At 35.7% G+C, this 18,511-nt stretch carries 12 protein-coding genes and 1 riboswitch; of the genes, 10 read left to right on the top strand and 2 right to left on the bottom strand.

The window, feature by feature from the left end; genetic code table 11:
• Positions 1-19: 19 nt before the first annotated feature.
• The 3 genes from BLS22_RS11260 (at position 20) to BLS22_RS11270 (ending at position 4,293) form a co-directional block, all read left to right on the top strand.
• Positions 20-1,021 carry a TAXI family TRAP transporter solute-binding subunit gene (locus tag BLS22_RS11260; protein ID WP_176762151.1) on the top strand — a complete coding sequence of 334 codons (1,002 nt, stop codon included), beginning with the start codon at positions 20-22 and terminating at the stop codon, positions 1,019-1,021.
• Between the two features lie 122 nt (positions 1,022-1,143).
• Positions 1,144-3,012, top strand: a complete 1,869-nt coding sequence (locus BLS22_RS11265) for a TRAP transporter permease (protein WP_090553860.1) — start codon at positions 1,144-1,146, stop codon at positions 3,010-3,012.
• Between the two features lie 387 nt (positions 3,013-3,399).
• Positions 3,400-4,293, top strand: a complete 894-nt coding sequence (locus tag BLS22_RS11270; protein ID WP_090553861.1) for a phosphatidylserine decarboxylase — start codon at positions 3,400-3,402, stop codon at positions 4,291-4,293.
• Positions 4,294-4,350: 57 nt separating this feature from the next.
• Here BLS22_RS11270 and BLS22_RS11275 read toward each other — a convergent pair whose 3' ends face one another.
• Positions 4,351-4,926 (bottom strand): rubrerythrin family protein, encoded by a 576-nt coding sequence (locus BLS22_RS11275; protein ID WP_090553862.1) that lies wholly within the window; start codon positions 4,924-4,926, stop codon positions 4,351-4,353.
• Between the two features lie 288 nt (positions 4,927-5,214).
• On the opposite strand from BLS22_RS11275, the gene BLS22_RS11280 reads away from it, so the two are divergent.
• Complete coding sequence (locus BLS22_RS11280; protein WP_090553863.1) at positions 5,215-6,177, top strand: 3'-5' exoribonuclease YhaM family protein; 963 nt, start codon at positions 5,215-5,217, stop codon at positions 6,175-6,177.
• A gap of 37 nt (positions 6,178-6,214) precedes the next feature.
• Here BLS22_RS11280 and BLS22_RS11285 read toward each other — a convergent pair whose 3' ends face one another.
• Positions 6,215-6,391: an asparagine synthase gene (locus BLS22_RS11285; RefSeq protein WP_090553864.1), complete on the bottom strand. Its 177-nt coding sequence runs from the start codon at positions 6,389-6,391 to the stop codon at positions 6,215-6,217.
• 522 nt (positions 6,392-6,913) lie between these two features.
• Here BLS22_RS11285 and BLS22_RS11290 point away from each other — a divergent pair.
• The 6 genes from BLS22_RS11290 (at position 6,914) to BLS22_RS11315 (ending at position 18,485) form a co-directional block, all read left to right on the top strand.
• Positions 6,914-7,933 carry a TAXI family TRAP transporter solute-binding subunit gene (locus tag BLS22_RS11290; protein WP_090553865.1) on the top strand — a complete coding sequence of 340 codons (1,020 nt, stop codon included), beginning with the start codon at positions 6,914-6,916 and terminating at the stop codon, positions 7,931-7,933.
• A gap of 65 nt (positions 7,934-7,998) precedes the next feature.
• Positions 7,999-8,520 (top strand): DUF1850 domain-containing protein, encoded by a 522-nt coding sequence (locus BLS22_RS11295; RefSeq protein WP_090553866.1) that lies wholly within the window; start codon positions 7,999-8,001, stop codon positions 8,518-8,520.
• Positions 8,502-10,460 carry a TRAP transporter permease gene (locus BLS22_RS11300; RefSeq protein WP_244269532.1) on the top strand — a complete coding sequence of 653 codons (1,959 nt, stop codon included), beginning with the start codon at positions 8,502-8,504 and terminating at the stop codon, positions 10,458-10,460. Before BLS22_RS11295 ends, BLS22_RS11300 begins: the two co-directional genes overlap by 19 nt.
• A 114-nt stretch (positions 10,461-10,574) precedes the next feature.
• Positions 10,575-14,000 (top strand): helicase-exonuclease AddAB subunit AddB, encoded by a 3,426-nt coding sequence (gene addB / locus BLS22_RS11305; RefSeq protein WP_090553867.1) that lies wholly within the window; start codon positions 10,575-10,577, stop codon positions 13,998-14,000.
• Positions 13,963-17,541, top strand: coding sequence for a helicase-exonuclease AddAB subunit AddA (gene addA, locus BLS22_RS11310; RefSeq protein ID WP_090553868.1), 3,579 nt, complete (start codon positions 13,963-13,965; stop codon positions 17,539-17,541). The genes addB and addA overlap by 38 nt, the downstream gene beginning before the upstream one ends.
• Positions 17,542-17,642: 101 nt before the next feature.
• Positions 17,643-17,744: riboswitch (purine riboswitch) on the top strand.
• Positions 17,745-17,915: 171 nt separating this feature from the next.
• The gene (locus tag BLS22_RS11315) at positions 17,916-18,485 is read left to right on the top strand and encodes a xanthine phosphoribosyltransferase (RefSeq protein WP_090553869.1); all 570 of its coding nucleotides are present in this window, start codon (positions 17,916-17,918) and stop codon (positions 18,483-18,485) included.
• Positions 18,486-18,511 lie beyond the last annotated feature (26 nt).

Below are 18,511 nucleotides of genomic sequence, written 5' to 3' on the forward strand. Positions count from 1 at the left end.
AGATAGGTGGGATATGAAAATGAAAAAAAACTTTATGGTTTGGATTTGTATCGTACTCATTGCTGCATTATTGGTGGGTTGTAGTGGTGGAGGTAATGAAGCTTCCGGTGAAGAAGGAAACGGTGGGGCTAAAAGAAGAGAAAGTGTATCTTTTGCTACTAGTGGACAAGGTGGAACCTTCTATGTTGCAGGTTCAGGAATTGCTTCCTTAGTAAGCTCTAAGGTTGATGGACTTCAGGTTACAGCAGAAGTAACCCAAGGGGTTGTAGAAAACGTACGTCTTATGGCAACTGGTCAATCAGAAATGGGCTTTTCCTATGGTTCTACAGCCTATAATATGCAAAGAGGTTTAGCAGAATTTGAAGGACAACAATATGACGGTCTAAGGGCAGTAGCAAATATCCATGATGGTGCCCTACACTTTGTTACTTTAGAAAGAACAGGTATAAAAACTTTAGATGATTTAGTAGGTAAAAAAGTATCTGTTGGACCTCAGGGATCAGGAAGTGCAGCAGTAGCAGAAGAGTTTTTGACAGGTGTAGATTTATTTGATGCAATAGATATTCAATACTTAGGATTTAATGACTCTGCTTCAGCCCTTAGGGATGGACATATCGATGCTTTTATTATTGGAGGTACAACACCAGTACCAGCTTTAATTGAATTAGAGGCATCCCATAAAATGACATTAATTCCAGTGGATGAGGCAAGGATACAACAGTTTTTAGAAGCTCATCCCTACCATGTTCCTTATACTATTGCTGCAGAAGCCTATGAAAGTATTTCTGAGCCTGTACAAACAGTAGGTTATACAGTAATATGGGTGGCAAACGAGGATGTTCCAGAATGGGTAGTGCATGAAATGCTACAGGTGATGTTTGATGATGAAGGTAGAAACTATCTACAGAATGTTCAAGCTGGCTTTAAAGAAATGTCTCCTGGTATCGACAGATTCCAACATATTGCTCTTCCCCTTCATCCAGGAGCTGAGAAGTATTATAAGGAAGAAGGTTTAATGTAATAAAGAAATATGACAATATATTAGTAGGGCTAATGCCCTACTAATATATTGAAAGTAATAGATTGCTTTAAGTTTATAATCGACACAAAAATGTAACATAACAATAAAGGAGGTTTATTGATTTGCAAACAAAGCTTAATAAACAAATGATTATTAATATACTTGCTGCAACATTTTCCGGCGTATATATCTATCAAGCAGCTTTTGGTTTTTGGCAAGCCCATATCAGCCGTGGATTATATATTTTATTTGCCCTTGTACTTACCTTTTTAATTAATCCTAAGAGAAAAGGAGAAACTACACCTATTCTTCAGGCGATAGATTTGACCCTTATTGCAGTTTCCTGTGTAACAATACTCTACTATATGAAGAATTTTCCTAATATGGCGAAGAGTGCAGGTATGCCTTTAGGGACAACTGAACTTATTATGGGGATATTGGCTGTCATCCTAGTTTTGGAGGCTGGACGAAGAAGTGTAGGTTGGTCTTTAAGTATTATCGCTTCAGTATTTATAGTTTATAACTATTTTGGAAATTATATGCCAAACATTATTTATCATCGTGGATATAGTGTGAATAGAATTGTTAGTGTTATGTATGGAAGTACCGATGGTATTTTTGGTTCCGTTGCCAGTGTATTTTCAACCTTTATATTCTTATTCATTATTTTTGGCTCTTTTTTACAAAAGTCTGGAGCAGGACAATTTTTTATTGAGTTATCTAAAGCTGCTGTTGGAAGATTTACTGGAGGTGCTGGCCAGGCAGCTGTTGTTTCTAGCGGAATCCTAGGCTCAATTATGGGATCTTCCACTGCAAATACAGCAATAACAGGTGCTGTTACCATCCCCCTTATGGTTTCCAATGGCTATAAAAAACACGTAGCAGCAGGGGTAGAGGCAGTTGTCTCCATTGGAGGACAATTTCTACCACCTATTATGGGAGCAGCAGCCTTCTTGATGGCAGCCTTTATCGGTGTTCCTTATATAGAAATTGCTAGAGCGGGTTTAATCCCAGCTTTACTCTTCTTTGTTAGTATGATTTTTATGGTATACCTTGAAGCAAAACGATCTGGCTTAAAGGGACTTCCAAAGGAAGAAATCCCTAAGGCAAGTGATGTTTTAAAATCTGGATGGTATTTCTTTATACCGATAACAATTATTGCATATTTCTTAGGGATGGGATATTCTCCTTCTATGGCAGGGTTTTGGGCAATCGTTTCAACCTATGTAGTATCCTTTTTCAATAAAGAAAATCGTATGTCGGTAAAGGATGTGTATATGGCATTAGTTGATGGAGCCAAGGGTGCTTTAGCGATGTCAACGACAGCAGGAATTGTAGGGATTTTAGTAGCTGCCATTTCCTTACCAGGATTAGGGATGAAATTTAGTTCCATCATATTAGAACTTGCAGGAGGAAGACTACCTATAGCTTTACTTCTAGTAATGATAGCTAGTTTCTTTTTAGGAATGGGTATGAATGTAACGTCTGCCTACCTATTATTAGTAACACTAGCAGCCCCAGCTTTAGTAGATATGGGTGTTCCAATGATAGCAGCCCACTTCTTTGTATTCTGGACCAGTCAGCTGGCTGTAATTACGCCACCAGTATGTCTTTCAGCCTATGTGGCAGCAGCCATAGCGGAGGCAGATGTATGGGAGACAGGATGGTATTCTCTGAGAATGGGTTTAGCCATCTATTATTTACCGATAATGTTTGTATACATTCCTTCTCTATTATGGATTGGAGAGCCTAGTCAAATCTTCTTGGCTGCTTTAACAGCTCTATTAGGGGTATTAAGCTTCTCAGCTTTAACCCAAGGTTATTTATTATTAAGCACGAATTTACATGAAAGAATCATGCTAGGTATTGCTTCTCTTAGCCTGATGTTCTATGGTGTGTATTCAGATATAATAGGTTTAGGCTTAGTTGTAGCAGTTGTTGCATTACAGTTGTTAAGAAAAAATAAAAAGACTGCAGTTGTTACAGAGTAACTAACAATTAATACAGTAGTCAATTAATAACAAATTTGATTTGTCCTTTTCAAGAAAAACTATTAAGTAGTAATAGAATTTATAAGTAAGGATAAACCCTAGTAAACGGATATAGATGCAAACGCATATATGTCTATTTGCTAGGGTAATTTTATTGAATCAATTGTTGATTTTAGATAGGATTTATAGGTTTTTAAAGGCTTTCTTAATTTAATAGATTAATTTACAGAAATTATTGGTTATCTAAAATTGTATAAAGTCTATAATCTCCTATTTAGTTATAAAAAAATATTTATAAAATATTTATCTATACATTATAAATAAGGTATAATAATAAGAAGCCCCTCACAAGAACAACTAATTCCTACTATAATAAAGGATGATACAATGGAAATATATTATATTGATAGAAAAACTGGAGAAAAAAAAAGAGAAACTGTAGCTGGTGACAAATATTTACGCTGGATGTATGAAACAAAAACAGGAACTAATCTTTTAGAAGCAATAATAAAGAGAAAATTATTTTCTACTATATATGGCAAAATACAAGATCTATCCCTAAGCAGAAGAAAAATATCTGATTTCATTAAAAACCTAGAAATTGACATGACTGAAGCAGAATATGAGGATTTAAAACATTACAAAAATTTTAATGACTTTTTTACCAGAAGACTAAAAAAGAATAGTCGACCTATATGTCAAGAGAAGGATAGTTTTATCTCGCCGGGAGATGGAAGGATTTTTGCCTATGAAAATATTAATGTTGAAAAAATTTTGCAGGTGAAGGGACAACAATATCCTTTATGGAAACTAATAGAGGATAGAGGATTAGCAGAGGAATATGCCGGAGGCACCTGTATTGTTGTAAGGCTAAACCCTGCAGATTATCATCGGTTTCATTTCCCTGATGATGGCATACCTGATTCTTCGATAAAAATCACAGGGGCTTACTACTCAGTAAATCCCATAGCTTTAAGAAAAAGGACAGGTATATACTGTGAAAACAAAAGAGAAATAACCATATTCCAATCAAAAAATTTTGAGGAAATTGTTATGATCGAGGTTGGAGCCACCTGTGTAGGCACCATTATACAGACATATCAGCCGGGAAAAACTGTAAAAAAAGGAGAAGAAAAGGGTTATTTTAAATTTGGTGGTTCTACAGTCATATTATTTTTAAAGAAAAATAGGATAAAAATAGATGAGGATATTATTAACAATACAAATCAAGGCTTTGAAACAAAGGTTAAGATGGGGGAAAAAATAGGTGTAAAAATATAAATAAAAAAGGTTAAGGAGTTTCCTCAACCTTTTTATTTATACATAACAATTAAATAATTAACAAGAAGAACAACAGCAGGAAGCTGTTTCGAAGGTTGTAAACATAGTTGTTTTTGCTTTACATACTGGACAATCATCTTCTAACTCTCCAACCAATGTATAGCCACAGATATCACATACGTGAACAGTAGCTTCATCATAATCCTTGCCAGCATCTACAGCTTCCTTAGCAGCAGTAAATAGAGCTGCATGGGTCTTTTCTGCTTCTAGAGCGAATTGGAAGGAACGGATACTGCCTTTTTCAGCCTGCATATCAGCAACTGCTATAAAAGCAGGATACATTTGGGCTACTTCATAGTTTTCCCCATCAATTGCCCCTTGAAGATTTTCTGAGGTGTTGGTCATACCAAAACCTGCTCCAGCAGTAACTGAAGCTTCTCCAACTTCTTTTCTTAATTCTCTAAAATGATTTCCTGCGTGAACCTGTTCTGCGTAGGCTACAGCCTTAAAAAGATTTTGAACATTTGGGAAGCCTTCTTTTTTCGCTGCTTCACCCCATTGTAAATATCGCATGTGAGCCATGCTTTCTCCACCAAAAGCGGATTTTAAATTGTCAGCTGTCATTGGATTCATTATAATCTCCTCCTTAAAATTAAATAATTTTATAACATACACATAAAAAGCTATGCAATAACTCCATAAGATGTTTACCCTGCTAGTTACATTTTAAACAATAACTATAAAAAATTCTAGCATAAATTTATAAATATCCTAGTTACTTTAGAGATGTGAAAATTTCTAATAATCTATAGAATAATAGGGCAAAATTTTTTAAAGGGAAAAACAAAGCTTTTAGAAGGAAAGTGAAAAATAAAATAGAATGTTATCTCTATATTAAGATTAAAGGTTTGGAGGTTAAGCATGTTTATTAAACAGTTAAAGGATATTAATAAAAGCCTTTTGAACGAAACAATAGAAGCAGTGGTTCTCTTATCACAGATAAATGTAAAAACTACGAAAACCGATAAAAAATATGCTGATATGGTAATTCAGGATGTATCAAAGGTGATGGAGGCCAAATACTGGGATTATGAAGAAAATGAGGAAAAAATAAAGGGGTTTGGTAACAATCCAATTGTACAAATTCAAGGGATCGTAGGAGAATATAATGGTCAATTGCAACTTACCATTAGAAGTCTAGAAAAAGTAGACAGTGACAAAGTTACTATAAAGGATTTTATTCCAGCCAGCACCATAGATTTCAACAGTATGGAAAAGGCACTAAAGCAGTTTTACGACAAAATTGAGAAGCCACATCTTAGAGAACTTCTAGATAAGATGATTTTTTCAGAGGAGTTTTATCAAGATTTTTGTACCCATCATGCTGCTAAAAAGGTACATCATAATTTTTACCATGGACTTTTACAACATACTTTAGAGGTTTTAAAATTTGTCTACACAGTAGCTATAACAAAAAAGCTTCCTCAGCATCGAATAGATCGTCTCATTGTAATGACAATGCTCCATGACTGGGGAAAAATGCTGGAGTATAAAGAGCTTCCTGAATTGGGATTAACAGAAGAGGGGATGATGATAGGACACATTGTGCTAAGCGCCCATTACACTATGAATAAAATAAAGGAAATCCATAATTTTCCTGAAGAAGATAAATTAGTGATTATAAACGGTATACTGGGACATCATGGGAGTCTAGAATTTGGATCTCCTGTTTTGCCTAAGACAGTGGAAGCACAAATTCTACATGCTGGGGATAAAATGTCGGGAGACATTGAAAGTATTTTAGCTTTTATGAAGGAAGATACAGAAGAAGAGACCTTCACAAAGAAATTGTGGAATATGGGAACTGAATACTATAAAAAATAGAGAAGGTTGATTCCTTCTCTATTTTTATAAAAAACATTTAGTGATTTTCCCGATGCTCTACTAAATCTATAGCACCTAAAACCACATGGGCTAATCCAAATCCTATAATGCCAGCGGAGATCAAGGGCTGAATATTTTTTCTTTGCATCATAGTACCGGTGGCTGTAACAGCTGTACCTAAAACAGTTGGGATTAAGCCTTCTTGAATTTTCATACAATCCCTCCTTGTTTAAATTGATTAGCAATATTAGTATGCTGCTAAGGGAAATAAAATATGTTGTATTTAAAAAGCAACATAGGTATAAAATAACTTCTTTTAATAAAATTACAAAAATATGGCTATAAGAATATTGAAAATTAATGAATCCAATAGAAGTGAAAAAATATTGTAAAATTACAAAGAATTAACAGGATAAATATTAGAAAAATAAATTCAGTTATTCAAATCAAATATTGGTATTCCATACAAAAAACAACTTTGTAACAGATACAAAATAAATTCAAAATATTTTTAACTTTTTAAAAGAAGGAATTATTTAAAAAATATAGAATAGTATTACAGTGGACTGAGATAGTCCATAAAGCTGAAGTTAAATTCCACAGACTATCTTAATTGTAGCGATTTCAATTCAGAAGAAAAATCAGCTTATTTTAGTTAAAGGGGAGTATGTCTTTACAAGATGCGGTTTAGAGACATATTATCCTTTAAAATAAAAATAAAGGGGGATATTATTTTATGAAGAAAAGAAGTTTGCTACTTATGGTAGCACTAGTGTTAATTTTAAGTCTTGTAGTAGTGGGCTGCGGTGGTGGTGGTGCTACTGGTGGTGATGCCGGTGAAAGTGGTGAAGCTGAAGCTCCACGTCGTACACAAGAGTTATTGTTGGCTACTGGAGGTACTGCAGGTACATATTACCCATTGGGTGCAGCTATAGCTAACGTATGGAATGAGAATGTTGAAGGTATTAATGTAACAATTCAACCAACAGGAGCTTCAGTTGAAAATATTAGACTTCTTAACTCAGGAGACGCTGATCTTGTTATGGCTATGAACAATATTGCTGATGATGCATGGAAGGGTGTAGGCTCCTTTGATGGTCAAGTAATTCAAAGCTTTAGGGCAGTAGGCGTTATTTATCCAGAGATTATTCAGGGAGTTGGATTAGTTGAAAAAGGAGTTTTAACAGTAGAAGATCAAAAAGGTAAAACCGTAGCTGGTGGTCCTCCAGGAAGTGGTACAGCTGCTACAACACCCCATATTTTTAGGGCCTATGGTTTAGAGGATAATGATATGACGATTGTTAATGATACCTTTGGAGATGCTGTTGATAAAATGAAGGATGGACACCTTGATGCAGCTTGGAACGTACTAGGTGCTCCTGCATCTGCTATCGTAGATCTATTAACAACAAAGGAAATCGCTTTTCTGGAAATTAAAGGAGAGGCATTACAACAACTACAAAGTGAATTCCCACTGGTTGCACCCCATGTTATTCCTGCTGGAACCTACAACTACAGAGGTAATGATTATCCAGAAATTAACACAATCGCATTACAAGCAGTGCTTTATGCAAGAGATGACATGGATGAAGACTTAGTTTACGAATTAACAAAAAATATGTATGAGAAAAATTCTGACATAGCAAGATCCCATGCAACTGGAGAGCAAATTCAATTACAAAATGCTCTAAATGGGATCACAACAGATTTGCATCCAGGAGCTATCAAGTACTACAAGGAGCAAGGTTTAATGTAAGGTATTCAAAAGAATAAGCATGAGCCGAGCATACTATGCCCGGCTCAATTTTGGAGTAGGACAAGATGAAAAAAAATTTTTATTTCAACAGAGCTATAATACTATTAATTATCCTACTATTATTTTATCCTATAACCATATTACAAGTGATAGATGGTGGAGATAGAAACAATATTTTATTCGTAACACCTGTAAAAAAACAGGATCAATTTAGTATCCAATGGATTCACTCTGTTACTAAACAGCCTGTTATTGAAACCTATGAAATCTATTCTGATTTAACAATTGGTATATATGAAATGCTCTTTAATGAAAACGGTCCCAACCTCCCCCATGGACCAGAGGGTGGAACAAAATGGGAAATTAAAGACGGTATGTTCCGTGTATACAACTATAATCTTGTTTTTGACGAGGTTCCCGTAAGAATAGGAGAGGTTATTGCTAATCATACATTAATTTATAAAGATCATGTTGTAGAACTGAAGGATATCAGTAGGCCAGGGGGATTTGTTAGAATTGGCGCAAATAAAACTCCCCTTATGAAATACTTATACAAGGAGGTTAGACTGTGGCTAAAGATAAAATAAGCTTAACACCTGAACTAGATGAGGAAAAACAAGCAGAGCTTATGGCTAAGTACGATAGAGAGTTTACCTACAGAAGACTAAAAGGAATTATGGCAAAGGTTGTTTCTATTGTAGCCATAGTATGGGCATTGGTACAACTCCGGACTGCAGCCCTTGGTGTATTTCCAACCACCATACAAAGGGGACAGCACGTAGGATTTGCACTTTTTTTGGTATTTCTTCTCTACCCCATGAGAAAGTCTAATAGAAGTGATAAAATTGCTTGGTACGATTTTATATGTGCGGGTCTTTCGATTGTAGTAGCGGCATATCATATTATTTATTATCAGCCTATTATCCATAGGGCTGGGGCTTATACTACTGCCGATATAACGATATCTATTATAGCAGTATTATTGGTTATTGAGGCTACAAGAAGGGTTGCTGGACCAGTATTGGTTTCAGTAGCATCATTTTTCTTAATATATGCTTACTTTGGACAAATGTTTCCAGGATTTTTATCCCACAGGGGATATGCCATACCTAGGATTGCCACCTATATGTGGATGTCTACAGAGGCTGTTTTAGGTATTCCTGTAGGAGTATCATCAACATTTATTTTCCTATTCCTAGTCTTTGCAACCTTCCTAAAGAAGACTGGGATTGGTGACTGGTTAACGGACTTGGCCATGGGGGTGGCTGGGGGTGCTACTGGAGGTCCTGCTAAGGCAGCTGTTATTGCCAGTGCCTGTCAGGGAACCATATCAGGAAGCTCTGTTGCCAATACCGTTGGTACAGGCTCTGTAACTATACCATTAATGAAAAGTATCGGTTACCGTAGTGAATTTGCAGCAGCTACTGAAGCAGCAGCATCTACTGGGGGACAGTTGATGCCACCTATTATGGGGGCAGCTGCCTTCATCATGACAGAATTTACTGGCTTGCCCTACAGTGTTATTGCTTTATCAGCAGCGATTCCTGCTTTATTATATTTTACAGGTATTTTTATTATGATCCACCTAGAGGCTAAAAAACAGGGTCTTAGGGGGTTAAAACGTAGCGAATTACCAAATCCTTTAAAATTAATAAAGGAAAAATGGTTCTTGGCTTTACCTATCGTAGTCATTGTTGTGCTTTTAGTACAGGGTAGAACCCCCATGAGGGCAGCATTATTTGCTATTGGTAGTGCTATTCTTGTATCCTATATTAGAAAAGATACAAGATTAAAGATTAAAGATATATTTGATGGTTTAGAGGAGGGTGCTAGAACAGCACTGCCAGTTGCTATGGCCTGTGCTACAGCTGGTATTATTGTAGGTATTGTTACCCTAACAGGTTTAGGGGTTAAATTCTCCAACGGTATTTTATTTTTATCCGGTGGTAATATGTACTTAGCCATGTTATTTACCATGTTTGCCTCTATTCTTTTAGGTATGGGGATGCCTACAACAGCCAATTATATCGTTCAGGCAACCATTGCTGCTCCTGTATTGGTTGAATTAGGGGTACCGATTATCGCAGCCCATTTATTTGTATTCTACTTTGGTATTGTTGCCGATATTACACCACCAGTTGCTTTGGCAGCCTTTGCAGGGTCAGGTATTGCTGGGTCTAATCCCTTTAAGACAGGGGTACAGGCTTCTAAACTGGCCTTTGCAGCCTATTTAGTACCCTACATTTTTGCAACCAATCCGGAGCTGGTATTGGTAGATACCAATGCAATCGAATTAATTATGGCCTTGGCAACAGCCCTAATCGGCATGTATGCCTTGGGTGGGGCGGTAAGCGGTTATTTAAAGACTACAGCTAGGGCATGGGAAAGACTTATCCTGGCAGTGGGGGGTATTATGCTGGTAAACCCAAGTGGGTGGACCAATGGGATAGGAATTGCCTTGACGGTAGCAATTTTTGCTTTACAAACAATCCGTTCTAAAAAAGAAACTGAAACTGTTGAAGTTTAATAAAATGATGATGAACAACCTCTACTTTGCTAGGGGTTGTTTTTATGTTTTTGGGGATAATCCAGTATGCTATAATAGGATTATGACCATATTCATAGAAAATGAGGTGAAATGATGGGTATAACCTATATAACTGGAAGGGCAGGGGCAGGTAAAAGTCACTATGTGCTGTCCGCCATAAAGGAACGGATTCAAGAGGGACAAGAACACCCTCTATTTCTAATGGTGCCAGAGCAATTCACCCTACAGGCCGAGAGGGACTTAATTGAAAAGCAACAATTGGATGGCATCATGGGGGCAGAGGTCTTGAGTTTTACTAGACTTGCCCACAGGGTTTTTCATGAAGTAGGGGGATTGACAAAGACACCTATCAATGACATAGGGAAAACCATGATTATTAAAAGAATTCTAGATGAATATAAAGAGGACTTAAAAATTTACAAAACCACAGCTAAACAAGAGGGATTTGTAGGGAAGATAAATGATATGATTTGTGAATTAAAACAGCAGGAAATTACTGCTATTGATCTAAATATGGTGATGGAAGATTTAGAAGAAGAAAGTATCTTAAAGATGAAGCTGGATGATATTATTTTGATTTATGATAAATTTAATAGCTATTTAGAAAATCGCTATGTGGATAATGAAGATCATATCAATCTCCTAATTGAAAGCATTGAAACCTCAAATTTTTTAGAAAATGCCGAGGTTTGGATTGATGGGTTTCATACCTTTACTCCTCAAACCTTCAGGGTTATAGAAAAGCTTTTATTAAAGGTGAGGGAGGTATATATAACCTTTACGATGGAGTTAAAGGGAAAGGAATGGGATAAAAATCTTTTTCATGTTTCTCAAAATACTTATTTAAAGATAAAAAAAATGGTGGAAGGATTAGGGGTTGACGAAAAAATTATTAATCTTGATTTACACAGAAGGGAAGATCTGGGCCAGAAGAAAGAAATTAAACACATCGAAGAGGAGTTTTTCCGCTACCCCTATAGACAGTTTACAGAGGAGGTTGAAAATTTAAAGATTTTCGCTGCTGCTAATCCTCAAGCAGAGATTGAACACACTGCAGCAGAAATTATTGCCTTGATCAGGGATAGAGGTTATAGATTTAGAGATATTGCTTTGGTATCAGGGGACTTTGAAGGATATGGAAGCACCATAAAAAGGGTATTTGAAGAGTATGGAATTCCCTATTTTATGGACCAAAAACGCAGCATTATGAATAATCCTATCATTGAGTTTGTTTTAGCTGCAATAGAAACAGGACTTAAAAATTATTCCTATAAAGAAATGTTTCGATTTATAAAAACTGGCCTTACAGGTTTGACGAAGGATGAAGAAGAGGTATTGGAGAATTACGTTCTTCAATATGGGATTAAAGGAAAGCTATGGTTGGAGGACTTTTATAAAGGAATAGAGGGAAACCAACTTCATCAAGTAAATGATATTAGACAAAGGGTGATAACCCCTCTAAACACCTTCCATAAGAAAATTAGACAAAGGAAAAGTCCTAGGGGAATAACAAAGGCCCTATTTGAATTTCTGCAGGAAATGAAGATTGAGGAAAAGCTAGAAAATTGGATTGAAGCCCTAAAGGATGAGGGTAGATTTGATTATGCCAATGAAAACACGCAAATTTGGAATACGGTTTTAGAAATTTTTGATCAAATCTATGAAATCCTAGAAAACGAAAAGATTTCTCTAAAGGAATACTATAGAATCCTAGAATCAGGTTTTGCCGCCTGTGAAATAGGTGTTATTCCTTCAACCATCGACCAAGTACTGGTGGGTAACATAGACCGCTCAAGAAGTCATGATATTAAGGCTTTATTTGTGGTGGGGGGAAATGATGGAATTTTACCTTCTCTACAGAATGATGAAGGAATTCTGCTGGAGCATGAACGACAATCCCTAGAAAATTCTGGTTTAGAGTTGGTGGAAAGGGGAGAAACAAGACTTTATCAGGAAAATTTTTCTATTTATTCTGCCTTCTCGAAGCCCAAAGAGTATCTGTGGGTGAGTTTTTCCCTAGGAGATGAGGAAGGAAAAGCAAAACGCCCTTCTATTTTAATAGATCGTTTTAAAAAGCTTTTTCCTAAATTGAGAATTGAAGGAGATTTAATGAAAGGAATAGAAAATCAACTACATTTAGTGGCAACACCCGATAGCACATTTAAACATCTAACAGAGAATCTGAGATTGTTTATAGATAGCAAGCCCATGGAATCCCTTTGGTGGGATATTTATGATTGGTATTATCATCAACCTCAATGGCAGGATAAGAGGAGACTCATGATAGAAGGACTCTTCCATGAAAATCAAGTAAAATATGTGGATAAAGGAAGAATAAGAAATCTATATGATACCCCTATCAAAACCAGTGTTTCAAGGTTAGAAGCCTTTGCAAATTGTCCTTTCTCCCATTTTGTAACCTATGGACTACGACCCAAGGAGAGAAAGGAATATGCTATAAGAACACCAGATATAGGGAAGCTATTCCACGACTCTGTTGACAAGTTTGCTGAAAAAACAAAGGAGAAAGCTATAAATTGGAGAGATATTCATAAGGAGGAAAGTGATCGACTGGTGGAGGAGATTATGGAACAGTTGACCCAGGATTTTGAGCATGGGGTAATGCTGAGTACCCACCGTTATAAATACCTGGTGAATCGTTTAACCCGGATTAGTAAGAAGGCGTTATGGACGATAATAGAACACATGAAAAACGGCGATTTTGAGGTTCATGGCCATGAGATAGCCTTTGGAGAAGGAAGAACCCTCCCTAGTATTGTTATACAGCTGGAGGATGGAGAAAAAATTACGTTAGAGGGAAGAATTGATAGAATTGATATCCTACAGGAGGAAGATATTAACTATTTTAAGGTAATTGATTATAAATCCAGTAATAAAAAGTTTAGTTTATCCGATGTATATTATGGCTTTCAGCTTCAATTGATTGTTTATTTAGATGCAGTGATGGCCCTAGAGGATAGATGGAAAAAGAAAAAAAATCATCCTGCTGGAGTATTTTACTTTAAAATAGATGATCCCTTAATAAAAACACCTGATAAAGCAATAGAGAGGATAGAGCAGGAAATCAATAAGGAACTGAAGATGAAGGGCTTGGTGGTAAAGGATTTAAAAATTATCAAAGGGATGGACCATAAACTTGAAAAACACTCTGATATCATACCTGTTTCCTTAAACCAAGATGAGACTATAAGCAAGAAATCTTCTGTTGCTACAGAGGAGGATTTTATTAATCTTATCGCCCACGCAAAAAGCTTAATAAAAGAGATGGGAAAGGAAATTTTAAAGGGGAATGTGAAGATTGAACCATGTAAAAAGGGGAAACAGGTCTCCTGTCAATATTGTTCCTATCAGGCTATTTGTCAATTTGATCATCTCTTTGATGACAATAAGTATAAAAGTATTAAAGAACTAAAATCAGAGGAAGTACTACAAAGGCTGCAGAAGAGAAAGGAGGAAGACAATGAAAAGGTGGACGAAGGAACAACAGGCGGCCATTGATGCTCGAAGAAGTAATCTATTGGTGGCTGCTGCTGCCGGTTCTGGAAAAACAGCTGTTTTAGTAGAAAGAATTATAAAAATCATTTTAGAGGATAAAATGGATATTGATAAACTTCTCATTGTAACCTTTACCAATGCTGCAGCTGGAGAAATGCGGGAGAGAATTGCCGATGCTATTGTCAAGGAATTGGAAAAAGAAAATGAAAATGCGGAGCATTTGAGAAGACAAATAAACCTTCTGAATAAAGCTTCTATTATAACCCTTCATGCCTTTTGTATTGAGGTAGTAAAAAAACACTTTCACTTTATTGATATTGATCCTAATTTTCGCATCGGGGATACAACAGAAACCAGTATTTTGCAGATGGAAACTCTAGAGGAGTTATTAGAGAAGGAGTATGAGAAAAATCATCCTGATTTTATTGGATTGGTGGAGGTCTTTGGTGGAAGGAGGGAGGATACTCCCCTACAGGATTTAATTCTAAAGGTCTACTACTTCATTCAAAGTCAACCGAAGCCCTATGGATGGTTAAAGGAACAGGCAGAAGCCTTTAACATAGATCTTCAGGGATTTGAGGAAAGTCTATGGGTCAAAACCATTAAAGAAGGAATCCAAATAAGTCTAAAGGGTGCCATGGATTTATTAAAAGAAGCTGAAGAAATATGTAATAAGCCAGGAGGTCCTTACAAATATTTAGATGCTATACAGGATGATATGCTTCAGATAGAAGGTCTGCTGCTGGGTTTAAAAAAGGGTGTTACAACCTTTTATAAAAATATAGAGAACTTTAAACATAAAAGTTTAAGCAGGGCAAAGCAAGAGGTAGATGAGGATTTCAAGGAATTAGTAAAAGGCCTAAGGGAGAATAGCAAAGATATTATAAAAACCATTAAAAAGGACATATTTTCCTTAAGTCCTGAAGCCTACATAGAGGACTTACAAGCCCTTTATCCTCTTATGGTATATCTTCAACAATTATTGATAAGTTTTGATAAAGGATATAGAGAGAAAAAAAGGGAAAGGGGCATTGTAGATTTCAATGATTTGGAGCATTATGCCCTGGAGATTTTAGAAAATAATAAGGCGGCTGAGGAGTACCGTAATAGATTTGAATATATATTTGTTGATGAATACCAAGATAGTAACATTGTTCAGGAAACCCTTATCGGTTATATAAAGAGAGAAAATAATCTTTTTATGGTGGGGGATGTAAAACAAAGTATATATCGATTTAGACTAGCAGATCCTAGTCTATTTATTGATAAATATGAGGGCTATTCTATTGAGGGGGGTGCTGTTAACAGAAGAATTGATTTATCAAAAAACTTTAGAAGTAGGGGAGAAGTTCTACAGGGCGTTAACTATATTTTTAAACATATTATGTCTAAAGCCTTAGGGGAAATAGATTATACAGAAGATGCCTTTCTCTATCAAGGTAGAGACTTTCAGCCAATAAAGGACCCATCTATCGAAGTGAACTTCATTGAGAAGGATTTTGAAGAGGAAGAGGAGCTTCAAGAAGAAATTGAAGAACTGGAAAATATAGAGGTAGAAGCACGGATTGTTGCCAAGAGGATTAAAAAGCTGTTAAAAGAAGAGATTTACGATGAAAATCAAGGATTATACAGGAGGGTGGATTATAAGGATATTGTTGTTCTCATGAGGACAACCCAAAACTGGGCAGAAACATTTTTGGATACATTTATGGCGGAAGGAATTCCTGCCTATGCCGATGCCAGTACTGGTTACTTTGAAACAGTAGAAATCAATATGTTTATGAATCTTCTTAAGGTTATTGATAATAAAAGACAGGATTTACCCCTCTTAAGTGTTATGAGGTCACCTATAGGAGAATTTAAGATAGAGGAATTAATGGAGGTAAGGATTTTCCATAAAGAAGATACTTTTTATGAAGGAATTAAGGCCTATATAGCTGGTCAATCCAATCCCTTGACTTATAAATTACAGAATTTTATTGATAAGCTCAATAGATGGTCGAAGGAAGCAAGATTTATGAAAATAGATGAGTTTATATGGAAGCTCTTTACTGAGACGGGATATTTCTATTATGTAGGAGCTATGCCTGGGGGAGGACAAAAACAAGCAAATCTTCGAATATTATTAGACAGAGCTAAACAATTTGAAAAAACCTCCACCAAAGGACTATTTAATTTCATTAAATTTATAGAAAAATTGGAACGTAGCAAAGGAGATATGGGTGCTGCAAAGATTCTAGGAGAAAATGATAATGTGGTAAGAATTATGAGTATCCATAAAAGTAAAGGCTTGGAGTTTCCTGTAGTCATTACTGCAGGAATGGGTAAAAATTTTAACCTGAGGGATGTTAGTGCTGATGTTTTATTACACAAGGATTTAGGTTTAGGACCTAAGTTTACAGATCTAAATTTAAGAACCTATAGGGATACTATTGCTAAGTTGGCCATGAAGGATAAGATAAAAATGGAAAGCCTATCGGAGGAAATGAGAATTCTCTACGTTGCTTTAACAAGACCGATAGACAAGCTGATTTTAGTGGGCTCTGTTAAAAATTTACCTAAGCAGGTGGAAAAGTGGAGAAAGAATATGAATCTCTATATGCTTTCTACAGCTAGGAGTTATTTTGATTGGATTGGTATGGTATTGGCAAAGCATCCTGATGGTGAAGTCCTAAGGGAATTAACAGAATTGGCGTGGAACGAAGAACAACTATTAGCAGATCCCTCCAGATGGTCCATTCATATCCTCCATAGAAGGGATATTGTTATAGAGGAAGTGGAAAAGGTACATCAACATAAAGAGGCAAAAGAATATCTTGAGGAATTTCATAAAACCCACTTTACTGCCTATAAAAACCAAATAGATGCTAGATTAAACTGGCAGTATCCTAATCGAAGGGCTACATCCATACCCTCTAAGCTTTCAGTTTCTGAAATAAAAAAATCTACCATTGCAACAATGGATAGCATAGGCTACAACATTCCTACCTTGACAAGGAAACCAAAGTTTCTAGAAGGAACTAAGGTTTTTACAGCTGCCGAAAAGGGTACCATCCTCCACTTTGTTCTCCAGCATTTAGATTTAGAGGATCTAGAGAAGAAGGAGAATATTGAAGAGCAGATTCAATGGATGGTGATAAAGGAACTTTTAACGGAAGAGGAAGCAGCTACCGTTGAAGGTGATAAAATAAAAGCTTATTTTGATAGCAATTTGGGAAAAAGAATGTTAAAGGCCGATAAGGTTTATCGAGAAACCCCCTTTAATATTAAAAAGAGGGCAGAAGATGTTATAGAGGGGCTAGAGGACTGTGATGACAGTCTATTGGTACAGGGTGTAATAGACTGTCACTTCCAGGAGGGGGATGGATTAGTCCTCATAGACTATAAAAGTGATTATGTACCTAATAATGCCCCACAAATCATTGCTAAAAAATATGAAGTCCAGTTAAAGCTCTATGAAGAAGCATTAGAAAAAATAACGGGAAAAAGTGTAAAGGAAAAATATATCTATTTATTTGATATAGATAGGGCAATCAAACTGTAAAGGATTGTTTCTAAAATATATAATAAACCCTATGGTAAAATTTAAAATACAATTGAAGGTTGATTTTTTTAGGCAAATAGGCTAAAATAGACTATACTTTCAATAAAAACTTTATAGCATCTCGTATAATTTTGGAGATATGGTCCATAAGTTTCTACCAGACTGCCACAAATGGTCTGACTACGGGAGATTTATTTCGATACAAGACTAAACTATTTCTATTAGCCAAAAACAAATTGTTTTTGTTTAATAGAATTGAAATTTAAAAAAACAAGGTTTAGTCGGTATTTTCTATAAATCTGTTGATAAACCGTAGAGTTTTTCTACGGTTTTTTGTTTTTGATTTACAATATGACATTTTGAGGAGGAGAAAGATGGAGTTGTTAAAGAGGAAGATTATACAAGAAGGCAGGGTATTGGATGGAAATGTACTGAAGGTGGATAGCTTTTTAAATCATCAGTTGGATATAGAACTATTGAATGAAATTGGGAAGAGATTTAAAGAATTATTTAAAAACAAATCTGTTACCAAAATATTGACAGCAGAAGTATCAGGTATTGCAATAGCTGCAATAGCAGCACAGTATTTTAATGTACCAGTTGTTTTTGCAAAGAAAACAGAGTCAAAAAACTTAGATAAGGAAGTATATGAAGGAAGTGCCTATTCCTATACAAAGGAAAAACACTATAAATTTATGGTTTCAAAAAAGTATATTAGTGAAGAAGATCATATATTAATTATTGATGATTTTTTAGCCAATGGTCAATCAATATTAGGTTTAAAGGAAATTGTTGATAAAGCTAATGCTCATTTAGTAGGGGTGGGCATCGTAATTGAAAAAGGATTTCAAGAAGGTGGAGAAATGCTAAGAGCAGCTAATATAGATATTCAATCCTTAGCTATTATTGATAGTATGGAGAATAACAAAATAAACTTTCGCTAAAAACTTCTAAAGATAACTTTTAGAAT

The organism is Natronincola ferrireducens (genome assembly GCF_900100845.1).
Taxonomy (GTDB): domain Bacteria; phylum Bacillota; class Clostridia; order Peptostreptococcales; family Natronincolaceae; genus Natronincola_B; species Natronincola_B ferrireducens.